General features: G+C 71.3%; 16 protein-coding genes. 14 read left to right on the top strand and 2 right to left on the bottom strand.

Annotated elements, in window-relative coordinates; translation table 11 throughout:
• Nucleotides 1–151: 151 nt before the first annotated feature.
• From ACFWIS_RS00290 to clpX, 4 genes are all read left to right on the top strand, one after another.
• The gene (locus ACFWIS_RS00290) at nucleotides 152–1099 is read left to right on the top strand and encodes an ABC transporter ATP-binding protein (RefSeq protein ID WP_380455609.1); all 948 of its coding nucleotides are present in this window, start codon (nucleotides 152–154) and stop codon (nucleotides 1097–1099) included.
• Between the two features lie 8 nt (nucleotides 1100–1107).
• Complete coding sequence (locus ACFWIS_RS00295; RefSeq protein ID WP_380455618.1) at nucleotides 1108–2466, top strand: ABC transporter permease; 1359 nt, start codon at nucleotides 1108–1110, stop codon at nucleotides 2464–2466.
• 96 nt (nucleotides 2467–2562) lie between these two features.
• Nucleotides 2563–5313 carry an alkaline phosphatase family protein gene (locus ACFWIS_RS00300; RefSeq protein WP_380455611.1) on the top strand — a complete coding sequence of 917 codons (2751 nt, stop codon included), beginning with the start codon at nucleotides 2563–2565 and terminating at the stop codon, nucleotides 5311–5313.
• 247 nt (nucleotides 5314–5560) lie between these two features.
• A complete protein-coding gene (gene clpX, locus ACFWIS_RS00305; RefSeq protein WP_063347569.1) occupies nucleotides 5561–6850 on the top strand; it encodes an ATP-dependent Clp protease ATP-binding subunit ClpX in 1290 nt (429 codons plus the stop codon).
• Between the two features lie 83 nt (nucleotides 6851–6933).
• On the opposite strand, the gene ACFWIS_RS00310 is transcribed toward clpX, so the two are convergent.
• Entirely contained in the window at nucleotides 6934–7713 is a 780-nt protein-coding gene (locus tag ACFWIS_RS00310; protein ID WP_380461829.1) for a hypothetical protein, read from the bottom strand.
• A 91-nt stretch (nucleotides 7714–7804) separates the two neighbouring features.
• Nucleotides 7805–8647, bottom strand: coding sequence for a hypothetical protein (locus ACFWIS_RS00315; RefSeq protein ID WP_380461830.1), 843 nt, complete (start codon nucleotides 8645–8647; stop codon nucleotides 7805–7807).
• Nucleotides 8648–8838: 191 nt separating this feature from the next.
• Between ACFWIS_RS00315 and ACFWIS_RS00320 the strand changes: the two genes are divergently transcribed.
• The 10 genes from ACFWIS_RS00320 (at nucleotide 8839) to rodA (ending at nucleotide 21919) form a co-directional block, all read left to right on the top strand.
• Nucleotides 8839–11478 (top strand): valine--tRNA ligase, encoded by a 2640-nt coding sequence (locus tag ACFWIS_RS00320; RefSeq protein ID WP_380461831.1) that lies wholly within the window; start codon nucleotides 8839–8841, stop codon nucleotides 11476–11478.
• Nucleotides 11479–11809: 331 nt separating this feature from the next.
• Nucleotides 11810–12334, top strand: a complete 525-nt coding sequence (locus ACFWIS_RS00325) for a hypothetical protein (protein WP_380461832.1) — start codon at nucleotides 11810–11812, stop codon at nucleotides 12332–12334.
• 699 nt (nucleotides 12335–13033) lie between these two features.
• On the top strand, nucleotides 13034–14425 hold the full coding sequence (locus ACFWIS_RS00330; RefSeq protein ID WP_380461833.1) for a bifunctional folylpolyglutamate synthase/dihydrofolate synthase: 1392 nt from the start codon (nucleotides 13034–13036) through the stop codon (nucleotides 14423–14425).
• Nucleotide 14426: 1 nt separating this feature from the next.
• Nucleotides 14427–14771: a DUF4233 domain-containing protein gene (locus ACFWIS_RS00335; protein WP_360228906.1), complete on the top strand. Its 345-nt coding sequence runs from the start codon at nucleotides 14427–14429 to the stop codon at nucleotides 14769–14771.
• An 89-nt stretch (nucleotides 14772–14860) separates the two neighbouring features.
• Entirely contained in the window at nucleotides 14861–15274 is a 414-nt protein-coding gene (ndk, locus tag ACFWIS_RS00340; protein ID WP_380461834.1) for a nucleoside-diphosphate kinase, read from the top strand.
• A 329-nt stretch (nucleotides 15275–15603) separates the two neighbouring features.
• Complete coding sequence (locus ACFWIS_RS00345; protein ID WP_380461845.1) at nucleotides 15604–16629, top strand: rod shape-determining protein; 1026 nt, start codon at nucleotides 15604–15606, stop codon at nucleotides 16627–16629.
• A gap of 98 nt (nucleotides 16630–16727) precedes the next feature.
• Nucleotides 16728–17657, top strand: coding sequence for a rod shape-determining protein MreC (gene mreC / locus ACFWIS_RS00350; protein ID WP_380461835.1), 930 nt, complete (start codon nucleotides 16728–16730; stop codon nucleotides 17655–17657).
• A gap of 3 nt (nucleotides 17658–17660) precedes the next feature.
• A complete protein-coding gene (gene mreD / locus ACFWIS_RS00355) occupies nucleotides 17661–18302 on the top strand; it encodes a rod shape-determining protein MreD (protein WP_380461836.1) in 642 nt (213 codons plus the stop codon).
• A 63-nt stretch (nucleotides 18303–18365) separates the two neighbouring features.
• Complete coding sequence (mrdA, locus tag ACFWIS_RS00360; RefSeq protein ID WP_380461837.1) at nucleotides 18366–20723, top strand: penicillin-binding protein 2; 2358 nt, start codon at nucleotides 18366–18368, stop codon at nucleotides 20721–20723.
• Nucleotides 20720–21919 (top strand): rod shape-determining protein RodA, encoded by a 1200-nt coding sequence (gene rodA, locus ACFWIS_RS00365; RefSeq protein ID WP_380461838.1) that lies wholly within the window; start codon nucleotides 20720–20722, stop codon nucleotides 21917–21919. Before mrdA ends, rodA begins: the two co-directional genes overlap by 4 nt.
• Nucleotides 21920–21932 lie beyond the last annotated feature (13 nt).

The raw sequence follows: 21932 nt of genomic DNA on the forward strand, positions 1-21932 counted from the left end.
CGGAGGCCGTCGGAGGCGGATCGGAGACCGTCGAAGCCGCCGGCGACCTCCGGCGGGCCGGCCCTCCGCTGTTCCACCGGCGTTCAACCGCCCGCTCCTGACTCCGCCCCGTCAAGCCCCTACTTTCCTCGGGGGACTGCGAGAAGGAGCCATGGAAGACACGCAACCTGCCGTACGGGCAAGCGGATTGACGAAGTGCTTCGGTGACGTCGTGGCGTTGGACGGTGTCGGCCTGGAGCTGTCGCCCGGCCGGATCCACGGCCTGGCCGGGCCGAACGGCGCCGGGAAGACCACCCTGCTCGGGCTGCTGCTCGGGCTGGCCGTCGCCGATGACGGCGAGCTGGAGGTGCTGGGCAGACCGGTCGGCCGGGCGCTGGCGGCGCCGGACGGCGTGGCCGGGTTCGTCGACGGGCCGGGCCTGTACCCCTCGCTGACCGCACGGAAGAACCTGGCGGCACTGGCGGCGCTGCGCGGCCTGCGGACCGGGCCCGGCCGGATCGACGAGGTGCTCGCCGAGGTCGGGCTGACGGACGTCGCCGACGACCGGGTGCGCGGCTTCTCGCTGGGCATGCGCCAGCGGCTCGGCCTGGCCGCCGCCCTGTTCACCGGACCCCGGCTGCTGGTGCTCGACGAGCCCTCCAACGGCCTCGACCCGGCGGGCAAGCAGCACGTCCACGGCGCGCTGCGCCGACTCGCCGACAGCGGCGTCACCATCGTGCTGTCCAGCCACCGGATGGACGACCTGGAGGCGCTCTGCTCCGAGGTGACCGTCCTCGCGACCGGCCGGGTCCGCTTCTCCGGCCCGCTGGGCAAGCTGGCGGCCGAGACCCGCGAGCTGGACCACCGGCTGCTCACCTCCGACCTGCGGACCGCCCGGCGGGTGGCCGACGGCACCGCGGGCGTGCGGGTGGTGGACGACGCGGGAGCGTGGCGCGGCACGGAGGCGCTGGTGGTGCGCGCCGCCGGGCCGGCCGTCGAGCAGTTGGTGGCCGCGATGGTGCAGGAGGGCGTACGGGTGCGCGAGGTGGCGCCCGTGGTGTCGCCGCTGGAGGCCGCGTACCTCGCCCTCACCGAGCAGCAGCAGGAGGGCGGGCGATGAGCACGGTCATGGCCGGGGAGGCGGTGGCCGGTGCCGCCGCGCCCGGGGCGGGTCGGGTCCCGGTGGGCCGGGTGTACCGCTTCGAGCTGGTCAAGCTGGTCTCGCAGTGGAGGATCCGGCTGCTGGTACTGGCCTGTTGGGCGCTGCCCGGGTTCTTCGTGGCCGCGGTCGCCCAGCAGGGGACGCTGCCCTCCGACACCCTGTTCGGCCGCTGGATGCACGCCACCGGCTGGGCGGGCCCGCTGGTGGTGCTGGGCTTCGCGGGCTCCTGGGCGCTGCCGCTGCTGACCTCCGTGGTCGCGGGCGACGTGTTCGCCGCCGAGGACCGGCTCGGCACCTGGCGGCACCTGCTGGTGGCGGTCCGCTCACCGCGGCGGATCTTCCTCGCCAAGACCCTGGCGAGTGCCACCGTGATCGTGCTGCTGGTCGTCGGGTTGGCGGCCTCCGGCACGGCGGGCGGGCTGGCGGCGGTCGGCGACCAGCCGCTGGTCGGCGTCGACGGGCACCAGCTGGCACCGTCCGACGCCGCCGCGAGCGTCCTGCTGGCCTGGGCGGCCGTGCTGGCGCCCACGCTGGCGCTGGCGGCGCTCGGACTGCTCGGCTCCGTCATCCTGGGCCGCTCCCCGATGGGCCTGCTCGTCCCCGCGCTGTCCGCCGTCGCCATGCAGCTCGCCCAGACGCTGCCGCTGCCGGTGGCGCTGCGGCTGGCACTGCCCGGCTACGCCTTCGTCTCCTGGAACGGGCTGTTCGCCGCCCCGAACCGGCCGGCGGAGCTGCTGATCGCCGTCGCGGTGAGCCTGGTGTGGGCCGTGGTGGCGACCGCGGCGGCCTACCGGCTGTTCGTCCGGCGGGACTTCACCACCGGCAGCGAGGACGGCGAGAAGCGCCGCGCGCTCACCTACGGGGTGCTGCCGCTGGCCGGGCTGCTCGCGCTGGGCACCGGCGCGGTCGCGGTGGCCGCGCCCGCGACCGGGTCGGGGATCACCCAGGCGAAGGTGCAGCGGTCGGTGGCCACCGTGTTCGCGCACCTCTACCGGCTGCAGACCGAGCAGTTGCACCGCCCCGCCGTCGCCGAGGCCGACCTGCGGGTCAACGCGGACTGCAACCGGGGTGACGGCCAGGTCGATCCGGAGGGGCCGGGCAACGACTGGCGCTGCGTGGTCACCTGGCACCTGCCCGGCACGACGGCTGCCGGCACCGCGATCTACCAGCTGGACATCGCCCCGGACGGGCGGGTGACGGCGGACGGAGACGGGCCCAAGGAAGTGAACGGCTACTTCCTGGTGCACACCGCGACCGGCGACGCCCCGAACCCGCTGTGGCAGTTCGACGGCCGGATCGACCTGCTCGACTCCTCGACGGACTGACCGCACCGGCCGGCCCGCACCAAGGTCCCGCCAAGCCAAGCTCTCACCGCACCGCACCGCACCCCGCGCCACCGATCACAACGAAGGGCTGACGCCATGCAGGTAACGCGTCGTCGACGTGACCAGAAGGAGCACCCGGTGCTCCTCGCCCGCCGGGCCGGCCGCCGGGCCACCCTGGCCACGGCGTGCATCACGGCGGTGGCCGTGGCCACCGGCACGGCCTTCGCGGCCACCCACCAGTTCGGCACCGACCAGGTCGGCCAGGTCACCGCCGACGGCCGGGTGATATCCAGCGACCAGTACGTCGCCCCGTACGGCGACCGGCTGGTCATCGACAACGGCAAGATCATGGGCTCCCGGGTCAGCCCGGACGGCACCCACCTGGCCGCCTCGCTGGCCGACGGCGACGCCTCGCTGGTCGTGGTGGACCTCAGGACCAACAAGGTGCAGCAGCGCGCCGACAAGGCCAAGACCGCCGACCTCCACCTGACCGACGGCTCGGTCGGCCAGGAGGCCCCGGTCTACTCGCCGGACGGCAAGCAGCTGTGGCTGGGCCAGCTCGACGGCTACACCAGGTTCACCGTGAACGCCGACGGCTCGCTGGCCGACCCGGTGAAGATCGCCATCCCGGCCGACGGGGACAAGCACGCGCTGGCCTCGGGCGCCGTGTTCTCCGCCGACGGCTCGACCGTCTACGCGGCGGTCAACGGCCAGAACCGGGTGGTCGCGATCGACGCGGCGACCGGCAGGCTCGGGCAGAGCTGGACGACCGGCACCGCGCCGCGCGGCATCGCCCAGGTCGGCCACAAGCTCTACGTCAGCAACGAGGGCGGACGCGCCGCCACCCCCGACGACGACACCCTCAACTCCTACGGCACCCAGGTGCCGGCCGACCCGGACACCGGCGCGGCGACCTCCGGCACCGTCAGCGTGATCGACCTCTCGGACCGGTCCGCCGCCGTCGGGAGCATCGACGTCGGCCTGCACCCGACGGCCGTGTACGCCAGGAACGGGACGGTCTTCGTCGCGGACACCTCCTCCGACCAGGTGTCCGTGATCGACGCCGCCCGGGACGAGGTGGTGCAGCGGATCTCCACCAAGCCCTGGCCGGAGGCGTCGGTGGGTTACGAGCCCACCGCCGTGACCCTCACCGACGACGGGCGCCTGCTGGTCACCCTCGGCCGCGCCAACGCCGTCGCGGTGTACCGCTTCGCCGGCGCCCAGGAGCCGGTGAGCTACGTCGGCCTGCTGCCCACCGACTACTTCCCGGCGGAGGTCACCACCGTCGGCAACAAGGTGGTCGTCTCCAACACCCGCGGCATCGACGCCCGCCGCCCCAACTCCACCGGCGCCCACAGCACCCACGACACCACCTCCAGCCTGACCTGGTTCACCCTCCCGGGCGACAAGGAGATCCGCTCCCAGACCGACAAGGTCTTCCGGCAGAACGGCTGGACCAAGGGCGCCGTCCAGACCGCCGACCGGCGCAGGGCGAAGCCGGTCGCGGTGCCGGCCAGGATCGGCGACCCGTCGACGATCAAGCACGTCTTCATGATCGTCAAGGAGAACCGGACCTACGACCAGGTCTTCGGCGACATCGGCAAGGGCAACGGCGACCCGAAGCTCGCCCAGTTCGGTGCCAACGTGACGCCCAACCAGCAGGCGCTGGCCAAGCAGTTCGGGCTCTACGACAACACCTACGACATCGGCACCAACTCCGCCGAGGGCCACAACTGGCTGATGCAGGCCGACAATCCGGAGTACACCGAGTCCTCGGCCGGCGAGTACCAGCGCAGCTACGACACCGAGGACGACGCCCTGGGCCACCAGCGCTCGGGCTTCCTGTGGACCGGCGCCCAGGCGGTCGGCCAGGACGTGCGCGACTTCGGCGAGTTCCACCAGTTCCTGACCAAGCCCGACGGCGCGAACTGGCAGAACCTGTACTGCGACGCCAAGAACATGGACGCGACCGGCGACGACACCGCCTTCCCGCTCAACTCCTCCTCGCCGATCCCCTCGCTCAACGACGCGTCGGTGCCCGGCTTCCCCAAGTTCGACCTCGACGTCCCGGACCAGTACCGCTACCAGATCTGGAAGCAGGACTTCGAGCAGAACGGCCCGGCGAACCTCAACCTGCTGTGGCTGTCCAGCGACCACACCGGCGGCCCGGCCGCCCCGGCCGCGCAGGTCGCCGACAACGACCTGGCGGTCGGCAGGATCGTCCAGGAGATCTCGCACAGCGAGTACTGGAAGGACTCCGCGATCTTCGTGGTGGAGGACGACTCCCAGGCCGGCCTGGACCACGTCGACGGCCACCGCGCCCCGATCCAGATCATCAGCCCCTGGGCCCAGCACGGCGCGGTCGACAGCCGCTACTACTCGCAGATCACCATGGTCCGCACCATCGAGCAGATCCTCGGGATCCACCCGATGAACCAGAAGGACAGCGCGGCCACCCCGATGGCCACCGCCTTCACCGACGAGCCGGACTACACCCCGTTCACCGCGGTGCCCAACCGCACCTCGCTGACCGACGGTCTGAAGACCCCGCCCTCCTGCGGCGTGGACGTCCCCGGCGCCCAGGACCGCACCGCGGCCGCCGCGCCCGTCACCACCGACCCGCCGGCCGCCGAGCAGGGCGTCGCCGCCCAGTGGGACACCTGGAGGTCCCAGCAGCACCTGACCGGCCCGAACGCCGCGCCCGACCGCGCGAACCCGGCCCAGATGAACCACCTGACCTGGTACCAGACCCACAACTGGACCGAGCCCTACCCGGGCGAGAACGCCATCCACGCCCCCGCCGACGTCCCCGGCGCCTACATCCCCTCAGCCGAGAACGACGGCTGACACCCGGCCGGGGGGGGGGGGGCGCCCCCCGGGTGGCCCCCCCCGCCCCGGCCCGTCGGCGGGCGCTGTCACGGCATCTGTTCGGTATCAATTCGCCCAGGGCGTAGGGCAGACCCGGCGAAGAGGACGGAATCACGGGCCCGGCAGAGTACCGTCGGATAGCGAGACCGAGCGCCGTCGGCGCGGACGGTCCACAGCACCAGGCCCCGGAACCCCTGCGGGGCCCCTGGCGAAGGGGAAGCACCTCGTGGCACGCATCGGAGACGGTGGCGACCTGCTCAAGTGCTCGTTCTGCGGCAAGTCGCAGAAGCAGGTGAAGAAGCTGATCGCCGGCCCAGGCGTGTACATCTGCGACGAGTGCATCGACCTGTGCAACGAGATCATCGAGGAGGAACTCGCCGAGACCTCCGAGGTCCGTTTCGAGGAGCTCCCGAAGCCGCGCGAGATCTACGAGTTCCTGGACCAGTACGTGGTCGGCCAGGACCTCGCCAAGAAGGCGCTGTCGGTCGCGGTCTACAACCACTACAAGCGGGTCCAGGCGGGCGAGGCCGGCCGTAGCGGCGGCAACGGCCGCGAGGACGCGATCGAGCTGGCCAAGTCGAACATCCTGCTGCTGGGCCCCACCGGCTCCGGCAAGACCCTGCTGGCACAGACCCTGGCCCGGATGCTGAACGTCCCCTTCGCGATCGCGGACGCCACCGCGCTGACCGAGGCCGGCTACGTCGGCGAGGACGTCGAGAACATCCTGCTCAAGTTGATCCAGGCGGCCGACTACGACGTCAAGAAGGCCGAGACCGGGATCATCTACATCGACGAGATCGACAAGGTCGCGCGCAAGAGCGAGAACCCGTCGATCACCCGCGACGTCTCCGGCGAGGGCGTGCAGCAGGCGCTGCTGAAGATCCTGGAGGGCACCACCGCCTCGGTGCCGCCGCAGGGCGGGCGCAAGCACCCGCACCAGGAGTTCATCCAGATCGACACCACCAACGTGCTGTTCATCGTGGGTGGCGCGTTCGCCGGCCTGGAGCGGATCATCGAGGGCCGCGCGGGTGCCAAGGGCATCGGCTTCGGCGCCAACATCCGCTCCAAGCGCGAGTCGGACGCCAGCGACCACTTCCGCCAGGTGATGCCCGAGGACCTGGTGAAGTTCGGCATGATCCCCGAGTTCATCGGCCGGCTGCCGGTGATCACCAGCGTGCACAACCTCGACCGCGAGGCGCTGCTGCAGATCCTCACCGAGCCGAAGAACGCGCTGGTGAAGCAGTACCGCAAGCTGTTCGAACTGGACGGCGTGGAGCTGGAGTTCTCCCGGGACGCGCTGGAGGCGATCGCCGACCAGGCGATCCTGCGCGGCACCGGCGCGCGTGGTCTGCGGGCCATCATGGAGGAGGTGCTGATGTCCGTGATGTACGAGGTCCCCTCGCGTCAGGACGTCGCCCGCGTGGTGGTCACCGGGGACGTCGTCTCCAAGCACGCCATCCCGACCCTCGTCCCGCGCGACATGATCAAGCGCGAGCGCCGCGAGAAGAGCGCCTGACCCGACGGCCGTACCGGACGTACGGAAGGGGCCCCGCACCGATCCGGTGCGGGGCCCCTTCCGTGTCCGTGGGCCGGGTGGGGCTACTTGGCCACCTCGGCGACCGCGCGCAGGTCGCGGGCGTCGGAGGCGAGCTTGTCCAGGTCGGGCTGGCTGCTGCCGTCGTCGCCGGGCATCCGCATCACGATGACCAGGCTGCTGTTGTCGGCCCAGGCGCACAGGCCGACCTTGCTGTCGCTCTCGGTCATCACGCCGCACTCCATGGTGCCGCCCTTGGGGCCCGCGTCCACCGCGTGGCGGTCGGTGACCGTGGCGCCGCCCTTGCCGCCGACCCCGTTGAAGGCCTGGTCCAGCTCCTGCTTGGGCAGCAGGACCTTGCCGTAGGCCCCGGCGACGAGTATCTGCGGCTCCGACTGGGCGTTCTGGTACATGCCGGCCACGCCGGTCGGCTTCCAGTTGCCGTCACCCTGACCGAGGCTGTCGGTCATCGCCTTCTCCATGGCGGAGGTGACCTCGCTGTCGTCGTTGCGGCTGAGGTCCTGGAAGGTGGCCGGCAGGACGATCTTCTGGGTGCCCGCGTTGCTGGTCGCGTTCCAGACGAAGTAGGCCAGCGTGCCGCCGCCCAGCAGGATCACGGCGGCGACGGTCCCGAGCACGATCCACAGCGTCCGGCGCGACTTGCGCGGCGGCGGCACCGGCGCGTACCCGCCGTAGCCCGGGTAGCCCCCGGCCTCCGGGCCGCCGGGCGCGGGGTAGCCGGGCGGCGGGGCCTGCGGGGGGACGCCGCCGTAGCCGGGGGCGGCCGGCGGCGTCGCCGGGTACCCGGGCTGTGACGGGGGCCCGTACGGGTTCTGATCGGACATGCGAGGCCCTTTCTGGGACGTCACGCGTGGATGCCGCCGGATGCTCCGGCGGTGTGGTGGTGCTGCAGGAGGCCCCGGGCGCGCGCCCGGACTACTTGGCGACCTTCATGGCGTCGCGGATGGCCCGGGTCTTCTCCGCCGCCTGGTCCGGGGTGACGCCCTGGGTGCTGTCGCCGCCGGTGGTGCTCAGGCTGAGGTGGGTGAAGGTGACCCGGCCGAAGGTGGACTTGTCGGCCCACACGCAGACCGTCGGGCCGGGCTTGCCGGCGATGACGCTGGCCACACCGCAGCTGAGCTTGCCCGAGGAGGCGTGGCTGTCCTTCGCGGGGTAGTCGGTCATCGGCGTGGTCCAGGTGAGGCCGCCGCTGTCCTTCTTGCTGTCCGAGATGATCTGGTCCGGGTCGTTGATGGACCCGTAGATGCCGATGACCGACAGCGAGTCCATGTTCTTGACGTCGGCGCCCTTGCTGTAGCTGGCGACCAGCGCGTGCAGGTCCTTGCCGAGCTTGGCGACGTCGGGCTTGCTCATGTCGGCGGCCTCCTCCTTCGCCGACTTCTGGACGTAGCCGTCCAGCAGCGTCTGCGGGGCGGAGAGCTTGTACTGACCGCCCGAGTCGCCGCCGAGGAACTTCCAGGCGGCGAACCCGCCGCCGCCGAGCACCAGGGCGCCGATGACCAGGCCGATCACCAGCCCGCCCTTGCCCTTCTGCGGCGCGGCCGGGTAGCCGGGCTGGCCGTACGGGCCCTGCGGCGGCACGCCGTACTGGGGCTGCGGGCTGCCGTAGGGCTGCTGCTGGGGCGGGTAGCCGTACTGGGGCTGCGGTGCGCCGTACGGCTGCTGCGGCGGGGGTCCGCCGTAGGGCGGCTGGCCCCCGTAGGGCTGTCCCTGCGGATACGGCTGACCCTGCGGATACTGCTGTCCCTGGCCGTACATCTGTCCCTCGTGCTCCCCCGCCGCACCTGCGGCCGATCTGCGTTTGGCTGGCTCCGTACACGTCCGGTCACCCGGACGAGTGCCCGGGCACGCTATCGCACGCCGCCCGTCGCGGGAGCGTTCGGACGGGCCGAGTCCGCGGACCGAAAGCGGTTCGTGACCAGCGCCCCCGGTTACGTAAACTGTGCGTCGTGACCGACACGACGAACCAGCGCCCCGTGAGCACCTTTGCCGGGGACGATGCGGCAACCCTCCCGACGACCTACACCCCCGCGGACGTAGAGGGCGAGCTGTACGAGCGCTGGGTGGAGCGTGGGTACTTCACCGCGGACGCGAAGAGCGACAAGCCCGCGTACACGATCGTCATCCCCCCGCCGAACGTCACCGGCGTCCTGCACCTGGGCCACGCCTTCCAGCACACGCTGATGGACGCGCTGACCCGCCGCAAGCGCATGCAGGGCTTCGAGACGCTCTGGCTGCCCGGCATGGACCACGCCGGCATCGCGACCCAGAACAAGGTCGAGCAGCAGCTCGCCGAGGCCGGCCTCTCCCGCCACGACCTGGGCCGCGAGGCCTTCGTCGAGAAGGTCTGGGAGTGGAAGAAGAGCTACGGCGGCCGCATCCTCGGCCAGATGCGCCGCCTCGGCGACGGCGTGGACTGGTCGCGCGAGCGCTTCACCATGGACGAGGGCCTGTCCCAGTCCGTTCAGACCATTTTCAAGCGGCTGTTCGACGACGGCCTGATCTACCGCGCCGAGCGCATCATCAACTGGTGCCCGCGCTGTCTCACCGCGCTGTCCGACATCGAGGTGGAGCATGAGGAGACCCCGGGCGAGCTGGTCTCGATCCGCTACGGCGACGGCGAGGACTCGATCGTCGTGGCCACCACCCGGGCCGAGACGATGCTGGGCGACACCGCCGTGGCCGTCCACCCGGAGGACGAGCGCTACAAGCACCTGGTCGGCCGGACCATCAAGCTGCCGCTGACCGACCGGGAGATCCCGGTCGTCGCGGACGAGCACGTCGACCCGGAGTTCGGCACCGGCGCCGTCAAGGTGACGCCCGCGCACGACCCCAACGACTTCGCCATCGGCCAGCGCCACGGCCTGCCGAACCTGACCGTGATGGACGAGCGCGGCACGATCACCGTGCACGGCCCCTTCCTCGGCCTGGACCGGATGGAGGCCCGCTCGGCCGTCGTCGGCGCGCTGCGCGAGCAGGGCCGGATCGTCGCCGAGAAGCGCCCGTACATGCACGCCGTCGGCCACTGCTCGCGCTGCCACACGGTGGTCGAGCCGCGGCTGTCGCTGCAGTGGTGGGTCAAGGTCGAGCCGCTGGCCAAGGCCGCCGGCGACGCCGTCCGCGACGGCAAGGTGGAGATCCACCCGAAGGAGCTGGAGCGCCGCTACTTCGACTGGGTCGACAACATGTACGACTGGTGCATCTCGCGCCAGCTCTGGTGGGGCCACCGGATCCCGGTCTGGTACGGCCCCGACGGCGAGGTCGTCTGCGTCGGACCGGACGAGCAGCCGCCGACCGGCGAGGGCTGGGTCCAGGATCCGGACGTCCTGGACACCTGGTTCTCCTCCGGCCTGTGGCCGTTCTCCACGCTCGGCTGGCCGGAGAAGACCGCCGACCTGGAGAAGTTCTATCCGACCGACGTCCTGGTCACGGGCCACGACATCATCTTCTTCTGGGTCGCCCGGATGATGATGTTCGGCCTGTACGCGATGGACGGCGAGGCGCCGTTCAAGACCGTCGCGCTGACCGGCCTGGTGCGCGACGAGTTCGGCAAGAAGATGTCGAAGTCCTCCGGCACCGCTGTGGACCCGCTGGACTGGATGGACGCCTACGGCGCCGACGCCGTCCGCTTCACCCTGGCCGGCGGCGCCAACCCGGGCGCCGACGTGCCGATCGGCGAGGACTGGGTCAAGGGCTCGCGCAACTTCTGCAACAAGATCTGGAACGCCACCCGCTTCGCGCTGATGAACGGCGCCACCGTCGAGGGCCCGCTGCCCGCGCCGGAGGAGCTGACCGCGGTCGACCGCTGGATCCTGTCGCGGCTGAACGCCACCGTGGCCAAGGTGGACGCGCTGTACGACGACTACGAGTTCGCCAAGGTCTCGGACACGCTGTACCACTTCGCCTGGGACGAGGTCTTCGACTGGTACGTCGAGCTCTCCAAGACCACCCTGGCCAAGGGCGGCCCGCAGGCCGACGCCTCGCGCCGGGTGCTGGGCGAGGTGCTGGACGTCACCCTGCGGCTGCTGCACCCGATCGTCCCGTTCGTCACCGAGGCGCTCTGGACGGCGCTCACGGGCGGCGAGTCGCTGGTCGTGAGCGAGTGGCCGAAGGACAGCGGCTACCGCGACGCGGCAGCCGAGTCGGAGATCGCCACGCTGCAGCAGGTGGTCACCGAGGTCCGCCGGTTCCGTTCGGACCAGGGCCTGCAGCCCGCGCAGCGCGTCCCGGCCCGGCTGGAGCTGGCCGGCACCGTGCTGGCCGTCCACGAGGACGCCATCCGCTCGCTGCTGCGGCTGACCCTCCCGGACGACGGCTTCGCGGCCACCGCCTCGCTGCCGGTGGCCGGTGCCACCGTCGCGCTGGACCTCTCCGGCACCATCGACGTCGCGGCGGAGCGCAAGCGCCTGGCCAAGGACCTCGCGGCCGCCGAGAAGGAGAAGGCCCAGACCACCGCCAAGCTCGGCAACGAGGCCTTCCTGGCCAAGGCGCCGGACGAGGTGGTCGCCAAGATCCGGGGCCGCCAGGAGGCCGCCGAGGCCGACATCGCCCGGATCACCGCCCAGCTCGCGGCGCTGCCGCAGGGCTGAACCCGGATCGCCCCCCGAGGGGCCGCACCCCGCGACGCGCGGAGTGCGGCCCCTCGGGGTTTTCCGGCCCGCCGGTTCCTTCGACCCCTTCGACCCCTTCGACCCCTTCGGCTAATACGGCAGCCGCTACGCCTAATAGAGCAGCAACATTGCTCCCTTCCGGCGAATATTCATCATGGACCGGGTGAGGTCCTATTCCGAGCGAATTGATTCCGGTCTTGCCCGCGCGCGTTCGCGGAAGTTTTCAGGTCGGATGTGTACGGTGTGCACGGAGTTTCCGAAGGTGTTTCTGCTGAGCGTTCCTGCTGAGCGACGGACGGGAGGGCATGGCGTGGTGGTGACCGAGGAGTTGGCCCAGGAACTGCCTGCCGAGGCGGTGGAGGAGGCCAAGGCCAGGGCGGCGACGCTGCTGCTCGCCTTCCGGCACGGGAACCAGCTCGCGTTCGACCACGAGCTGGACCTGCTGCTCGCGGAGAACGCCGAGCGGGAGGTGACCACCCTGCTCGCCTGGATCGCCGCCGAGGCCGTCCGCAAGGCCTACGCCGCCGAGGTCGGCGACCGGGTGCTGCGGGCGATGGCCCGGCGGGCCCCGGAGGACACCGCGGCGGTCGAGGTGGACGAGGAGACCGCGAACGCGGCCCAGCTGATCGAGGCGGTCGCGGACGGCCGGGTGGCCGAGGTCCGCGGCCTGGTCGCCGCGACCGCGGACACCACCTACCTGCTCGGCGGTCTGCTGCAGGGCATGGCGATGATGCTGCCGCTGCTGCCCGAGGGCGAACTGGCCGAGATCACCGCCGAGTTGCGCCGGCGGCACGGTGGCGCCGTGCACGTCCCGGAGGCCCGGGCCGGGGTCTGACGCCTCCGCCCCCGGTCCCGGTGGACCAGCGACGGCATGGCGCGCAGGTGCCTGGGCGGCCGTCGCGAGGGCGCTGCCGCCGACGGGCCAGGCGTTCGCGTCGGCCGGTGCGGCGGTCAGCGCGGCGATCCGGGCCGAGGCGCGGCCGTCACCGTACGGGCTCGGGGTGGCGGCGCAGAGCAGGTCGGAGACGTGGTCGAACATCACCCGGTTGTGCTCCTCGGGCAGCGCAGGCACTGCATGTCGCCCCGGGCCCAGCGGGTGCGCCGGGTGAGGAAGCGGCGCAGCGAGATCAGGCCTTCCTGGAGACCTGGGTCTCGGTGACGTGGGTGAGCCGCCAGCGGGCCAGCCGCAGGCCGAGGCCGGACTCGTAGTCCTCCAGCGGGGCGCGCTCGGGCCAGGGGCGGCCGGCCCGGCCCTCCTCGGCGGTGAGGGTGTCGAGGACGGTCAGCCGGTTGCGCTTGAAGGCGCGACGGAAACTCCTTGCGATCGAAGGCTGTAGGCCCTGATTATTTGTGAATCATTGCTTTGCTGCCACGAAACTCGCAGAATCGATAGCAAGGGGGAAACTTCGAAACCAGGGCAAAGATGGGGCAAAACGGCCGTTCCCACCCTGTCGCCCGCCGTGTCGCGATCACCGCCGGCGCCGCCGCCCTCGCCCTGTGAGGACGGGCCGCCACCGCTCCGTAGACTGTGGTCGTGAGCGACAAGGCCGACCCGAATCCGTACACCCTCCGCCCCGCCGACGGCAGCACCGGCGACGCCCTGCGCGACGTCGAAGTGGAACTCTCCAAGCGCTGGCCGGAGAACAAGCTGGAGCCCTCGCTCGACCGGATCGAGGCGCTGATGGACATCCTGGGCCAGCCCCAGCGGTCCTTCCCGTCCATCCACATCACCGGCACCAACGGCAAGACCTCCACCGCCCGGATGATCGAGCAACTGCTCAGCGCCTTCGAGCTGCGCACCGGCCGCTACACCAGCCCGCACGTGGAGTCCGTCACCGAGCGGATCACCCTGGACGGCGCCCCGATCAGCCCGGAGCGGTTCGTCGAGGTCTACCGCGACATCGAGCCCTACGTGCAGATGGTCGACGCCGCGCAGCCCGTCCAGATGTCCTTCTTCGAGGTGCTCACCGGCATGGCCTACGCGGCCTTCGCCGACACCCCGGTGGACGTCGCGGTGGTCGAGGTCGGCATGGGCGGCTCGTGGGACGCCACCAACGTCATCGACTCCGTGGTGTCGGTGATCACCCCGATCGGACTGGACCACACCGACAAGCTCGGCGAGACCACCGGCGAGATCGCGGTCGAGAAGTCCGGGATCATCAAGTCCGGCGCCGTCGCCGTGGTCGCCCAGCAGCAGCTGGACGCCGCCCAGGTCATCCTGCGCCGGGCCGTCGAGGTGGACGCCACGGTCGCCCGCGAGGGCATGGAGTTCGGCGTGATCCGCCGTGAGCTCGCCGTCGGCGGCCAGCTGGTGACGCTGCGCGGGCTCGGCGGCGAGGAGTACGAGGACGTCTTCATCCCGCTGCACGGCGAGCACCAGGCGCACAACGCGGCGCTGGCGCTGGCCGCGGTCGAGGCCTTCTTCGGCGTCGGCGGTGCCCGCGGCGGACAGCTGGACGTGGACAAGATCCGCCAGGCCTTCTCCGGCGTCTCCTCGCCGGGCCGGCTGGAGGTCGTCCGCCGCAGCCCCACGATCGTCCTGGACGCCGCGCACAACCCGCACGGCGCCCGGGCCACCGTCGCCGCGCTCTCCGAGTCCTTCGGCTTCACCCGCCTGGTCGGCGTGATCGGGACCTCGGGCGACAAGGACGTGGCCGGCGTGCTGGAGGCCTTCGAGCCGATCCTGGCCGAGGTCGTCATCACCCAGAACTCCACCCACCGCGCGATGGACGTGGACGAGCTCGCGGCCCTCGCCGTCGAGGTCTTCGGCGAGGACCGGGTGCAGGTCGAGCCCCGGCTCGACGACGCCATCGCCGCGGCCGTCACCCTGGCCGAGGAGGAGGGCGACCTCGGCGGCGCCGGGGTGCTGGTCACCGGTTCGGTCATCACGGTGGGCGAGGCCCGCCTGCTGCTCGGGAGGAAGTGACATGAGGACGCTCTGCTCCTCGACGCTGATCGGCGAGGCGCTGCTGATCATGTTCGCGGCACTGGTCGCGATGCAGCTGTCCAGCGTCTCGACGGCCACCGTGTGGATCGTCAGCGGGATCGCGATGGCGCTGTGCATCGCGCTCTGCGGCATGATCAACCGCCCCGGCGCGGTGCAGATCGGCTGGGCACTGCAGATCGGCCTGATCGCCAGCGGCTTCGTGCTGCCGACCATGTTCGGCCTCGGCGTGGTCTTCGCCGGCCTCTGGTGGTGCTCGGTGCACTACGGCCGCAAGGTCGACGAGTTCAAGGCCGCCCGCGCGGCCGCCGAGGCCCAGGCCGCCTGACCCCCCGGCGGGGGTGGCCGACCGGTCGTTCACGCAAGGTAACCTCTGCCCCATACCGCATGTCGTACCAAATCCCCAGGAGACGCACCGTGTCCCAGCGCACTCTCGTCCTGCTCAAGCCCGACGCCGTCCGCCGCGGCCTGGCTGGCGAGATCATCAGCCGCATCGAGCGCAAGGCCGGCTGGCGGCTGGCCGCGGTCGAGCTGCGCACCTTCGACCGGGAGACCCTGGAGACGCACTACGCCGAGCACGTCGGCCGCCCGTTCTACGAGCCGCTGCTGGAGTTCATGACCTCCGGCCCGTCGATCGCGATGATCGTCGAGGGCGAGGAGGTCGTGAAGGGCATCCGGATGCTGGCCGGCGCCACCAACCCGCTGGAGGCCGGCTCCGGCACCATCCGCGGCGACTACGCGACCATCACCCGCGAGAACCTGATCCACGCCTCCGACTCCCCGGAGTCCGCCGAGCGCGAGATCAAGATCTTCTTCCCCGCGAACGCCTGATCCGGCAGCCGGATCGTCAGGGCGACGCCCCCGGCAGGACGTTCGTACCGCCCCGGTCGGGACCATTGGCCCGGCCGGGGCATTCTTATCGTGAAATAGGGAACTGGGGACGCCGACACGGCGTCCCAATGCTCGGAGAAGCGAACACGCTCCGGACAATGGACGGTATGCCCCGCGTCGATGTCCGTACCGAGCGGCGTGACTACGATGGACGCGACTCAAGGGCCCGGTACGGCAGCTCAGCTGGTCTCCGCCCAAGCGTGGGCGCGCATCCGTCCACCCCAAGAACTCCGAGCCCGGGAAGGCACCCACACCCCATGGCGAGCAACCTGTCGTTCATCGGCCGAGACTTGGCGATCGACCTCGGAACAGCCAACACGCTGGTGTACGTCAGGGGCAAGGGGATCGTCCTCAACGAGCCGTCCGTCGTCGCGGTCAACACCAACACCGGCGGCATCCTCGCGGTCGGCGCCGAGGCCAAGAAGATGATCGGCCGCACACCGGGCAACATCGTCGCCATCCGCCCGCTCAAGGACGGCGTGATCGCCGACTTCGAGATCACCGAGCGGATGCTGCGCTACTTCATCCTGAAGATCCACCGCCGCCGCTACCTCGCCCGCCCGCGCGTCGTGGTCTGCGTGCCCTCCGGCATCACCGGCGTCGAGCGCCGCGCCGTGATCGAGGCCTCCTCGCAGGCGGGCGCCCGCCAGGTGCACATCATCGAGGAGCCGATGGCCGCCGCGATCGGCGCCGGCCTGCCCGTCCACGAGGCCACCGGCAACATGGTCGTCGACATCGGCGGCGGCACCACCGAGGTCGCCGTCATCTCCCTCGGCGGCATCGTCACCGCCCAGTCCATCCGGGTCGCCGGCGACGAGCTGGACAACGCGATCGTCCAGCACATCAAGAAGGAGTACTCCCTCCTCCTCGGCGAACGCAGCGCCGAGCAGATCAAGATGAGCATCGGCAGCGCCTTCGGCATGGACGGCGAGAAGGACGAGCACGCCGAGATCCGCGGCCGCGACCTGGTCAGCGGTCTGCCCAAGACCGTGGTCATCTCCGCCGCCGAGGTCCGCGCCGCCATCGACGAGCCGGTCAACTCGATCATCGACGCGGTCAAGACCACCCTCGACCAGTGCCCGCCCGAGCTGGCCGGCGACGTCATGGACCGCGGCATCGTGCTCACCGGCGGCGGCGCCCTGCTGCGCGGCCTGGACGAGCGGCTGCGCCGTGAGACCGGCATGCCGATCCACATCGCCGAGAACCCGCTCGACTCCGTCGCACTGGGCTCCGGCAAGTGCGTCGAGGAGTTCGAGGCGCTCCAGCAGGTACTGGACGCCTCACCGCGCCGTTAGCACCACGACGACACATTCCGACACTCAACTGAACGGGCCGCCGCCCGGGCCCCACAGCCCCGGGCGGCCGCCAGGTACGAAGGGGCAGTACCAGCACCGTGAGGGACACACGAGAGAGTCGGCTGCTGCTCATCCTGCTGGTGGCCGTCGCCTTCGCGCTGATCACCGTGGACATCAAGGGCGGTGAGGACTCCCCGCTCGGACCGGCCCGGCACGCGGCCGCCAGCGCCCTGGGCCCGGTCGAACGCGGGGCCGCCACCGTGGTGGACCCGGTCGCCAACACCGTCCGCGCCTTCCGCGACGCCGCCACCGACAACGGCCGCACCGACCAGCTCGCGCGCGAGAACACCGAACTGCGGCAGAAGCTCGCCTCCTCCGACATGGCCACCGGACGCACCAAGCAGCTGGACGACCTGCTGCGCACCGCCGGCGCCGGCGGCTACACCGTCAAGGCCGCCCAGGTCATCGCGATCGGCCCGGCCCAGGGCTTCTCCTGGACCATCACCATCGACGCCGGCGGCGACGACGGCCTCACCCGCGACATGACGGTCATCAACGGCCAGGGCCTGGTCGGCCGGATCACCACCGTCGCCCCGACCACCGCCACCGTGCTGCTCGCCTCCGACCCCGGCTTCTCGGCCGGCACCCGGCTGGAGGGCAGCGGCGAGATCGGCTTCGCCTCCGGCGGCGGCGACAGTCCGATGAAGGTCTCCCTGCTCAACGGCAAGGCCCAGGTCAAGGCCGGCGACCGGCTGGTCACCTTCGGCTCGCAGAGCGGCCGCCCCTTCGTGCCCGGCGTTCCGGTCGGCAAGGTCACCGAGGTCCAGGCCAACGCCGGCCAGCTGACCAAGACCGTCCTGGTCGAGCCGTTCGTCCAGTTCACCCGGCTGGACCTGGTCGGCGTGGTCGTCGTGCCGCCGCGCACCGACCCGCGCGACGCCGTGCTGCCGCCCGCCCCCACCCCGGGGCAGAGCCAGGCCCCGGCCGCGTCCGCCGCCCCGCCCGCCAAGCCCACTGGGGGGAACTGAGCCATGCGCCTCGCCCGCATCCCCGTCTCGGCCGTCCTGATCCTGTTCGGCCTGATCCTCCAGGTCAGCGTGTTCGGACGGCTCCAGCTGCCGGGAGCCACCCCGGACATACTGCTGCTCGTCGTGGTCGGCCTGGCCATGGTCTACGGGCCGACCGGCGGCTGCCTGGTCGGCTTCTCGGCCGGTCTGCTGGCCGACCTCGCGCCGCCCTCCGACCACGCCATCGGCCGCTACGCGCTGGTGCTCTGCCTGATGGGCTACGCCGCCGGGCTGCTGCGCCCCGAGCACGGCCGCCAGCGCTCCGTCTCCAGCGCGCTGCTGGTCGTCGGCGCCGCGGCGATCGCCTCCACCCTGCTGTACGCGATGGTCGGCGCCCTGGTCGGCGACACCGCGGCCCGGCACGTCGGCCTCGTCGGACTGGTGATCAGCGCGCTGCTGTACGACCTGCTGCTGGCCCCCTTCGTGGTGCCGCTGGTGATGCTGCTCGGCCGCCGCTTCGGCCGCGACCCGGTGGCGGCCGCCAGCGACGACGACGAGGGCGGCCCCGGCCTGGGCTCGCTGGCCCGCTACCGCACCACGCGTGAGGTCTCGAGCGGGCCGTCCTACAAGAAGCGGCGCGTGCCCGGCTTCGCCCGGCGTCCGTAACCGTCCGGTCCAGGCCCGCCCCCGGACCTCCTGACCCTCCCGCACCCCTGGAGCGCACGAGACGTGAGCAACATCCCCGAGACCGGCCGTACCCGGCGGGTGACGATCCGTCTGGTGGTGCTGCAGATCCTGGTGCTGTCGCTGCTCGCCACCCTCGGCGGACGGCTGTGGTACCTGCAGATCCGCAACGCCAAGGAGTACACCGCCAAGGCGACCGGCAACCACATCCGCGAGGTGGTCGATCCGGCCGTCCGCGGCGAGATCCTGGACGCCTCCGGGCGGATCCTGGCCGGCAACGAGACCCGGCTGGTGGTCTCCGTCAGCCGTACCTCGCTGCTCCAGCAGAAGGACGGCGGCAAGGGCGTCCTCGGCCGGCTCGCCGACGTGCTGGGCATGCCCGCCAAGGACGTGCAGGAGAAGGTCCGGCTCTGCGACGCCAAGACCCCGCAGCCCTGCTGGAACGGCTCTCCCTACCAGCCGATCCCGGTCACCAAGGAGGCGACCACCCAGCAGGCGATGCAGATAATGGAGCGCCGCGAGGACTTCCCCGGGGTCACCGCGCAGCCCACCGCCGTACGCCGCTACACCGGCGCCGAGGGCGCCAACATGGCCCAGGTGCTCGGCTACCTCTCGCCGGTCACCGACGACGAGGTCAGCAAGACCGCCGACAAGACCGGCCTGGACCGCTACCTGCCGGCCGACCAGATCGGCCGGGCCGGCCTGGAGTCGGTGTACGACCGCGACCTGCGCGGCACCGCCGGCATCACCAAGCTGGAGGTCGACAACCTCGGCCGGGTGATCGGCACCGCCGGCACCGTCGCCCCGCAGACCGGCAACAACCTGGTCACCAGCATCGACGCCCGGGTCCAGAAGGTCGTCGAGGACAACCTGGCGCAGGCCATGGCCGACGCCCGGAACACCTTCGACAAGGTCACCAACCGCAACTACGAGGCCGACTCCGGCGCCGCCGTCGTGATGGACGTGCACACCGGGCGGATCGTCGCCATGGCCAGCGCCCCGACCTACGACCCCAACCTGTGGGTGGGCGGCATCAGCGGCAAGGACTACCAGTCGCTGACCAGCAAGGACTCCAACTTTCCGCTGCTGAACCGGGCCATACAGGGTCAGTCCGCCCCCGGCTCGACCTTCAAGGTCGTCTCCACCACCGCCGCCGTGCAGGCCGGCTACTCGCTGGACGGCACCTACCCCTGCCCCAAGAGCCTGACCATCGGCGGCCGCGAGTTCAAGAACTTCGAGAGCGAGAACTTCGGCGCCATCTCCCTGGAGAAGGCGCTGGAGGTCTCCTGCGACACCGTCTTCTACGGCCTGGCGTACGACCAGTGGACCAAGGACGGCGGCATCAAGCCGAAGAAGGACCCGGGCGACTGGTTCTTCAAGACCGCCCACGAGTTCGGCCTCGGCGCCAAGACCGGCATCGACCTGCCGGCCGAGGTCCCCGGCCGGGTGCCGGACAGGCAGTGGAAGCAGTCCTTCTACGACAACAACAAGGACGCCTGGTGCGCGCAGGCGCAGAAGGGCGGCAACAGCTTCTCGGACCAGATCGCCCGGGAGAACTGCGTCGACGGCTACCAGATGCGCGCCGGTGACGCCGTCAACTTCGCGATCGGCCAGGGCGACACCCTCGTCACCCCGGTCCAGATGGCCCGGATCTACTCGGCCCTGGCCAACGGCGGCACCTTCTACCGGCCGACCATCGCCAAGGCCGTGATAAGCCCGAGCGGAGACCTCGTCCGCGAGATCGCCCCGCACGAGGACGCCAAGTTCCCCGGCGACCAGAAGCTGCTCAGCTACATCGACCAGGCCACCGCGGGCGTCATCACCAGCGGTACCGCCGCCTGGAAGTTCTCCGGGGCCGGCTGGCCGCAGAACAAGATCGAGCTGCACGCCAAGACCGGAACCGCCGAGGTCGAGGGCAAGCAGACCACCTCCTGGCTGACCACGTACAGCAAGGACTACGCCGTCGTCATGACGATAAGCCAGGGCGGCACCGGCTCCGGCGGTTCCGGCGACGCCGTCCGCCGGATCTACCAGGCGCTGTACGGCGTGGACGACAAGGGCAACATCGACAACAGCAAGGCGCTGCTGCCCGCGCCGCAGGGCGAGCTGCCGAAGTTCAACCCGGACGGCACCGCGATCATCAAGCCGGCCTCGTACGGCACCGGCGCGGTGCAGGGGCCGGCCGCCCCGGCGCAGGGCGCTCCGGTCGCGGCTCCGGCTCCGGTGCTGCTGGACACCGCCTCGGCCCAGCCGGGGGCGGCCGCACCGGCGGACTACGGCCCGGCGGACTACGGCCCGGGGGCGACCTTCCTCGACCCGGCGCCGCCCGCCGACAGTCCGGCGTCGTACACCGCGACCGACACCGCCCTCGAACCGAACCGCCAGGGAAGGGGACGGGCATGACCTCCTACGGCTCGTACCGGCAGCTGAGGCTGACCCCGCAGCGCAGCGGGGTCTCCAAGGCCCTGGCCAAGGACTCCCCGCTCTGGCGGCTGGACTGGATACTGCTGCTGGCCGGACTGGCCCTCTCGCTCGGGGGCTCGCTGCTGGTGTGGTCGGCGACCCGCGGGCGCGACAACCTCACCCACGGGGACCCGCAGTACTTCCTCTACCGGCACCTGACGAACTTCGTGATCGGCCTGGTGCTGTGCGCCGTGGTGATAGCGATAGGAGCCCGGCGGGTCCGCACCCTGGTGCCCTTCGTCTACATCGGCGTGCTCCTGCTGCTGCTGGCGACGCTCAGTCCGATCGGCTCGACCGTCAACGGCGCCCACTCGTGGATCCAGCTCGGTGGCGGCTTCTCCGTCCAGCCGGCCGAGTTCGCGAAGGTCGCCATCCTGCTGGCGATGGCCGTCGTGCTGTCGGACCAGGTGGACGCCGGGGAGCGGGAGTTCCCCTCGCACCGGGCGGTGTTCCGGGGCCTGATCTGGGCCGCCCTGCCGATGGGACTCGTCCTGCTGATGCCGGACGCCGGGTCGGTCATGGTGATGTCGGCGATCGTGCTGGGCATCCTGCTCGGCTCCGGCGCCGCCAACCGCTGGGTGCTCGGCATCCTCGCGCTCGGCGTCGGCGGAAGCATCGCGATCTGGAAGCTCGGGCTGCTGAGCCAGTACCAGATCGACCGCTTCGCCGCCTTCGCCAACCCCCAGCTCGACCCCAACGGCGTCGGCTACAACACCGCCCAGGCCCGGATCGCCATCGGCTCGGGCGGGCTGACCGGCAAGGGGCTGTTCCACGGGACGCAGACCATCGGGCAGTTCGTGCCGGAGCAGCAGACCGACTTCGTGTTCACCGTCGCCGGAGAGGAACTGGGCTTCGTCGGGGCGCTGGCGATCATCGCGCTGGTCGGCGTGATCCTCTGGCGGGCCTGCCGGATCGCCCGCCAGGCGACCGACCTGTACGGGACGATCGTGGCGGCCGGGATCATCGCCTGGTTCTCCTTCCAGGCCTTCGAGAACATCGGGATGTGCCTGGGGATCATGCCGGTCGCGGGCATCCCGCTGCCGTTCGTCTCGTACGGGGGCTCCTCGATGTTCGCGGTCTGGATCGGGATCGGGCTGCTCCAGGCGGTGCGCAGCCAGCGGCCGATAGCGGCCTGAGCGTTCGAGTGGC

Source organism: Kitasatospora sp. NPDC127060, assembly GCF_042724935.1.
GTDB lineage: Bacteria > Actinomycetota > Actinomycetes > Streptomycetales > Streptomycetaceae > Kitasatospora.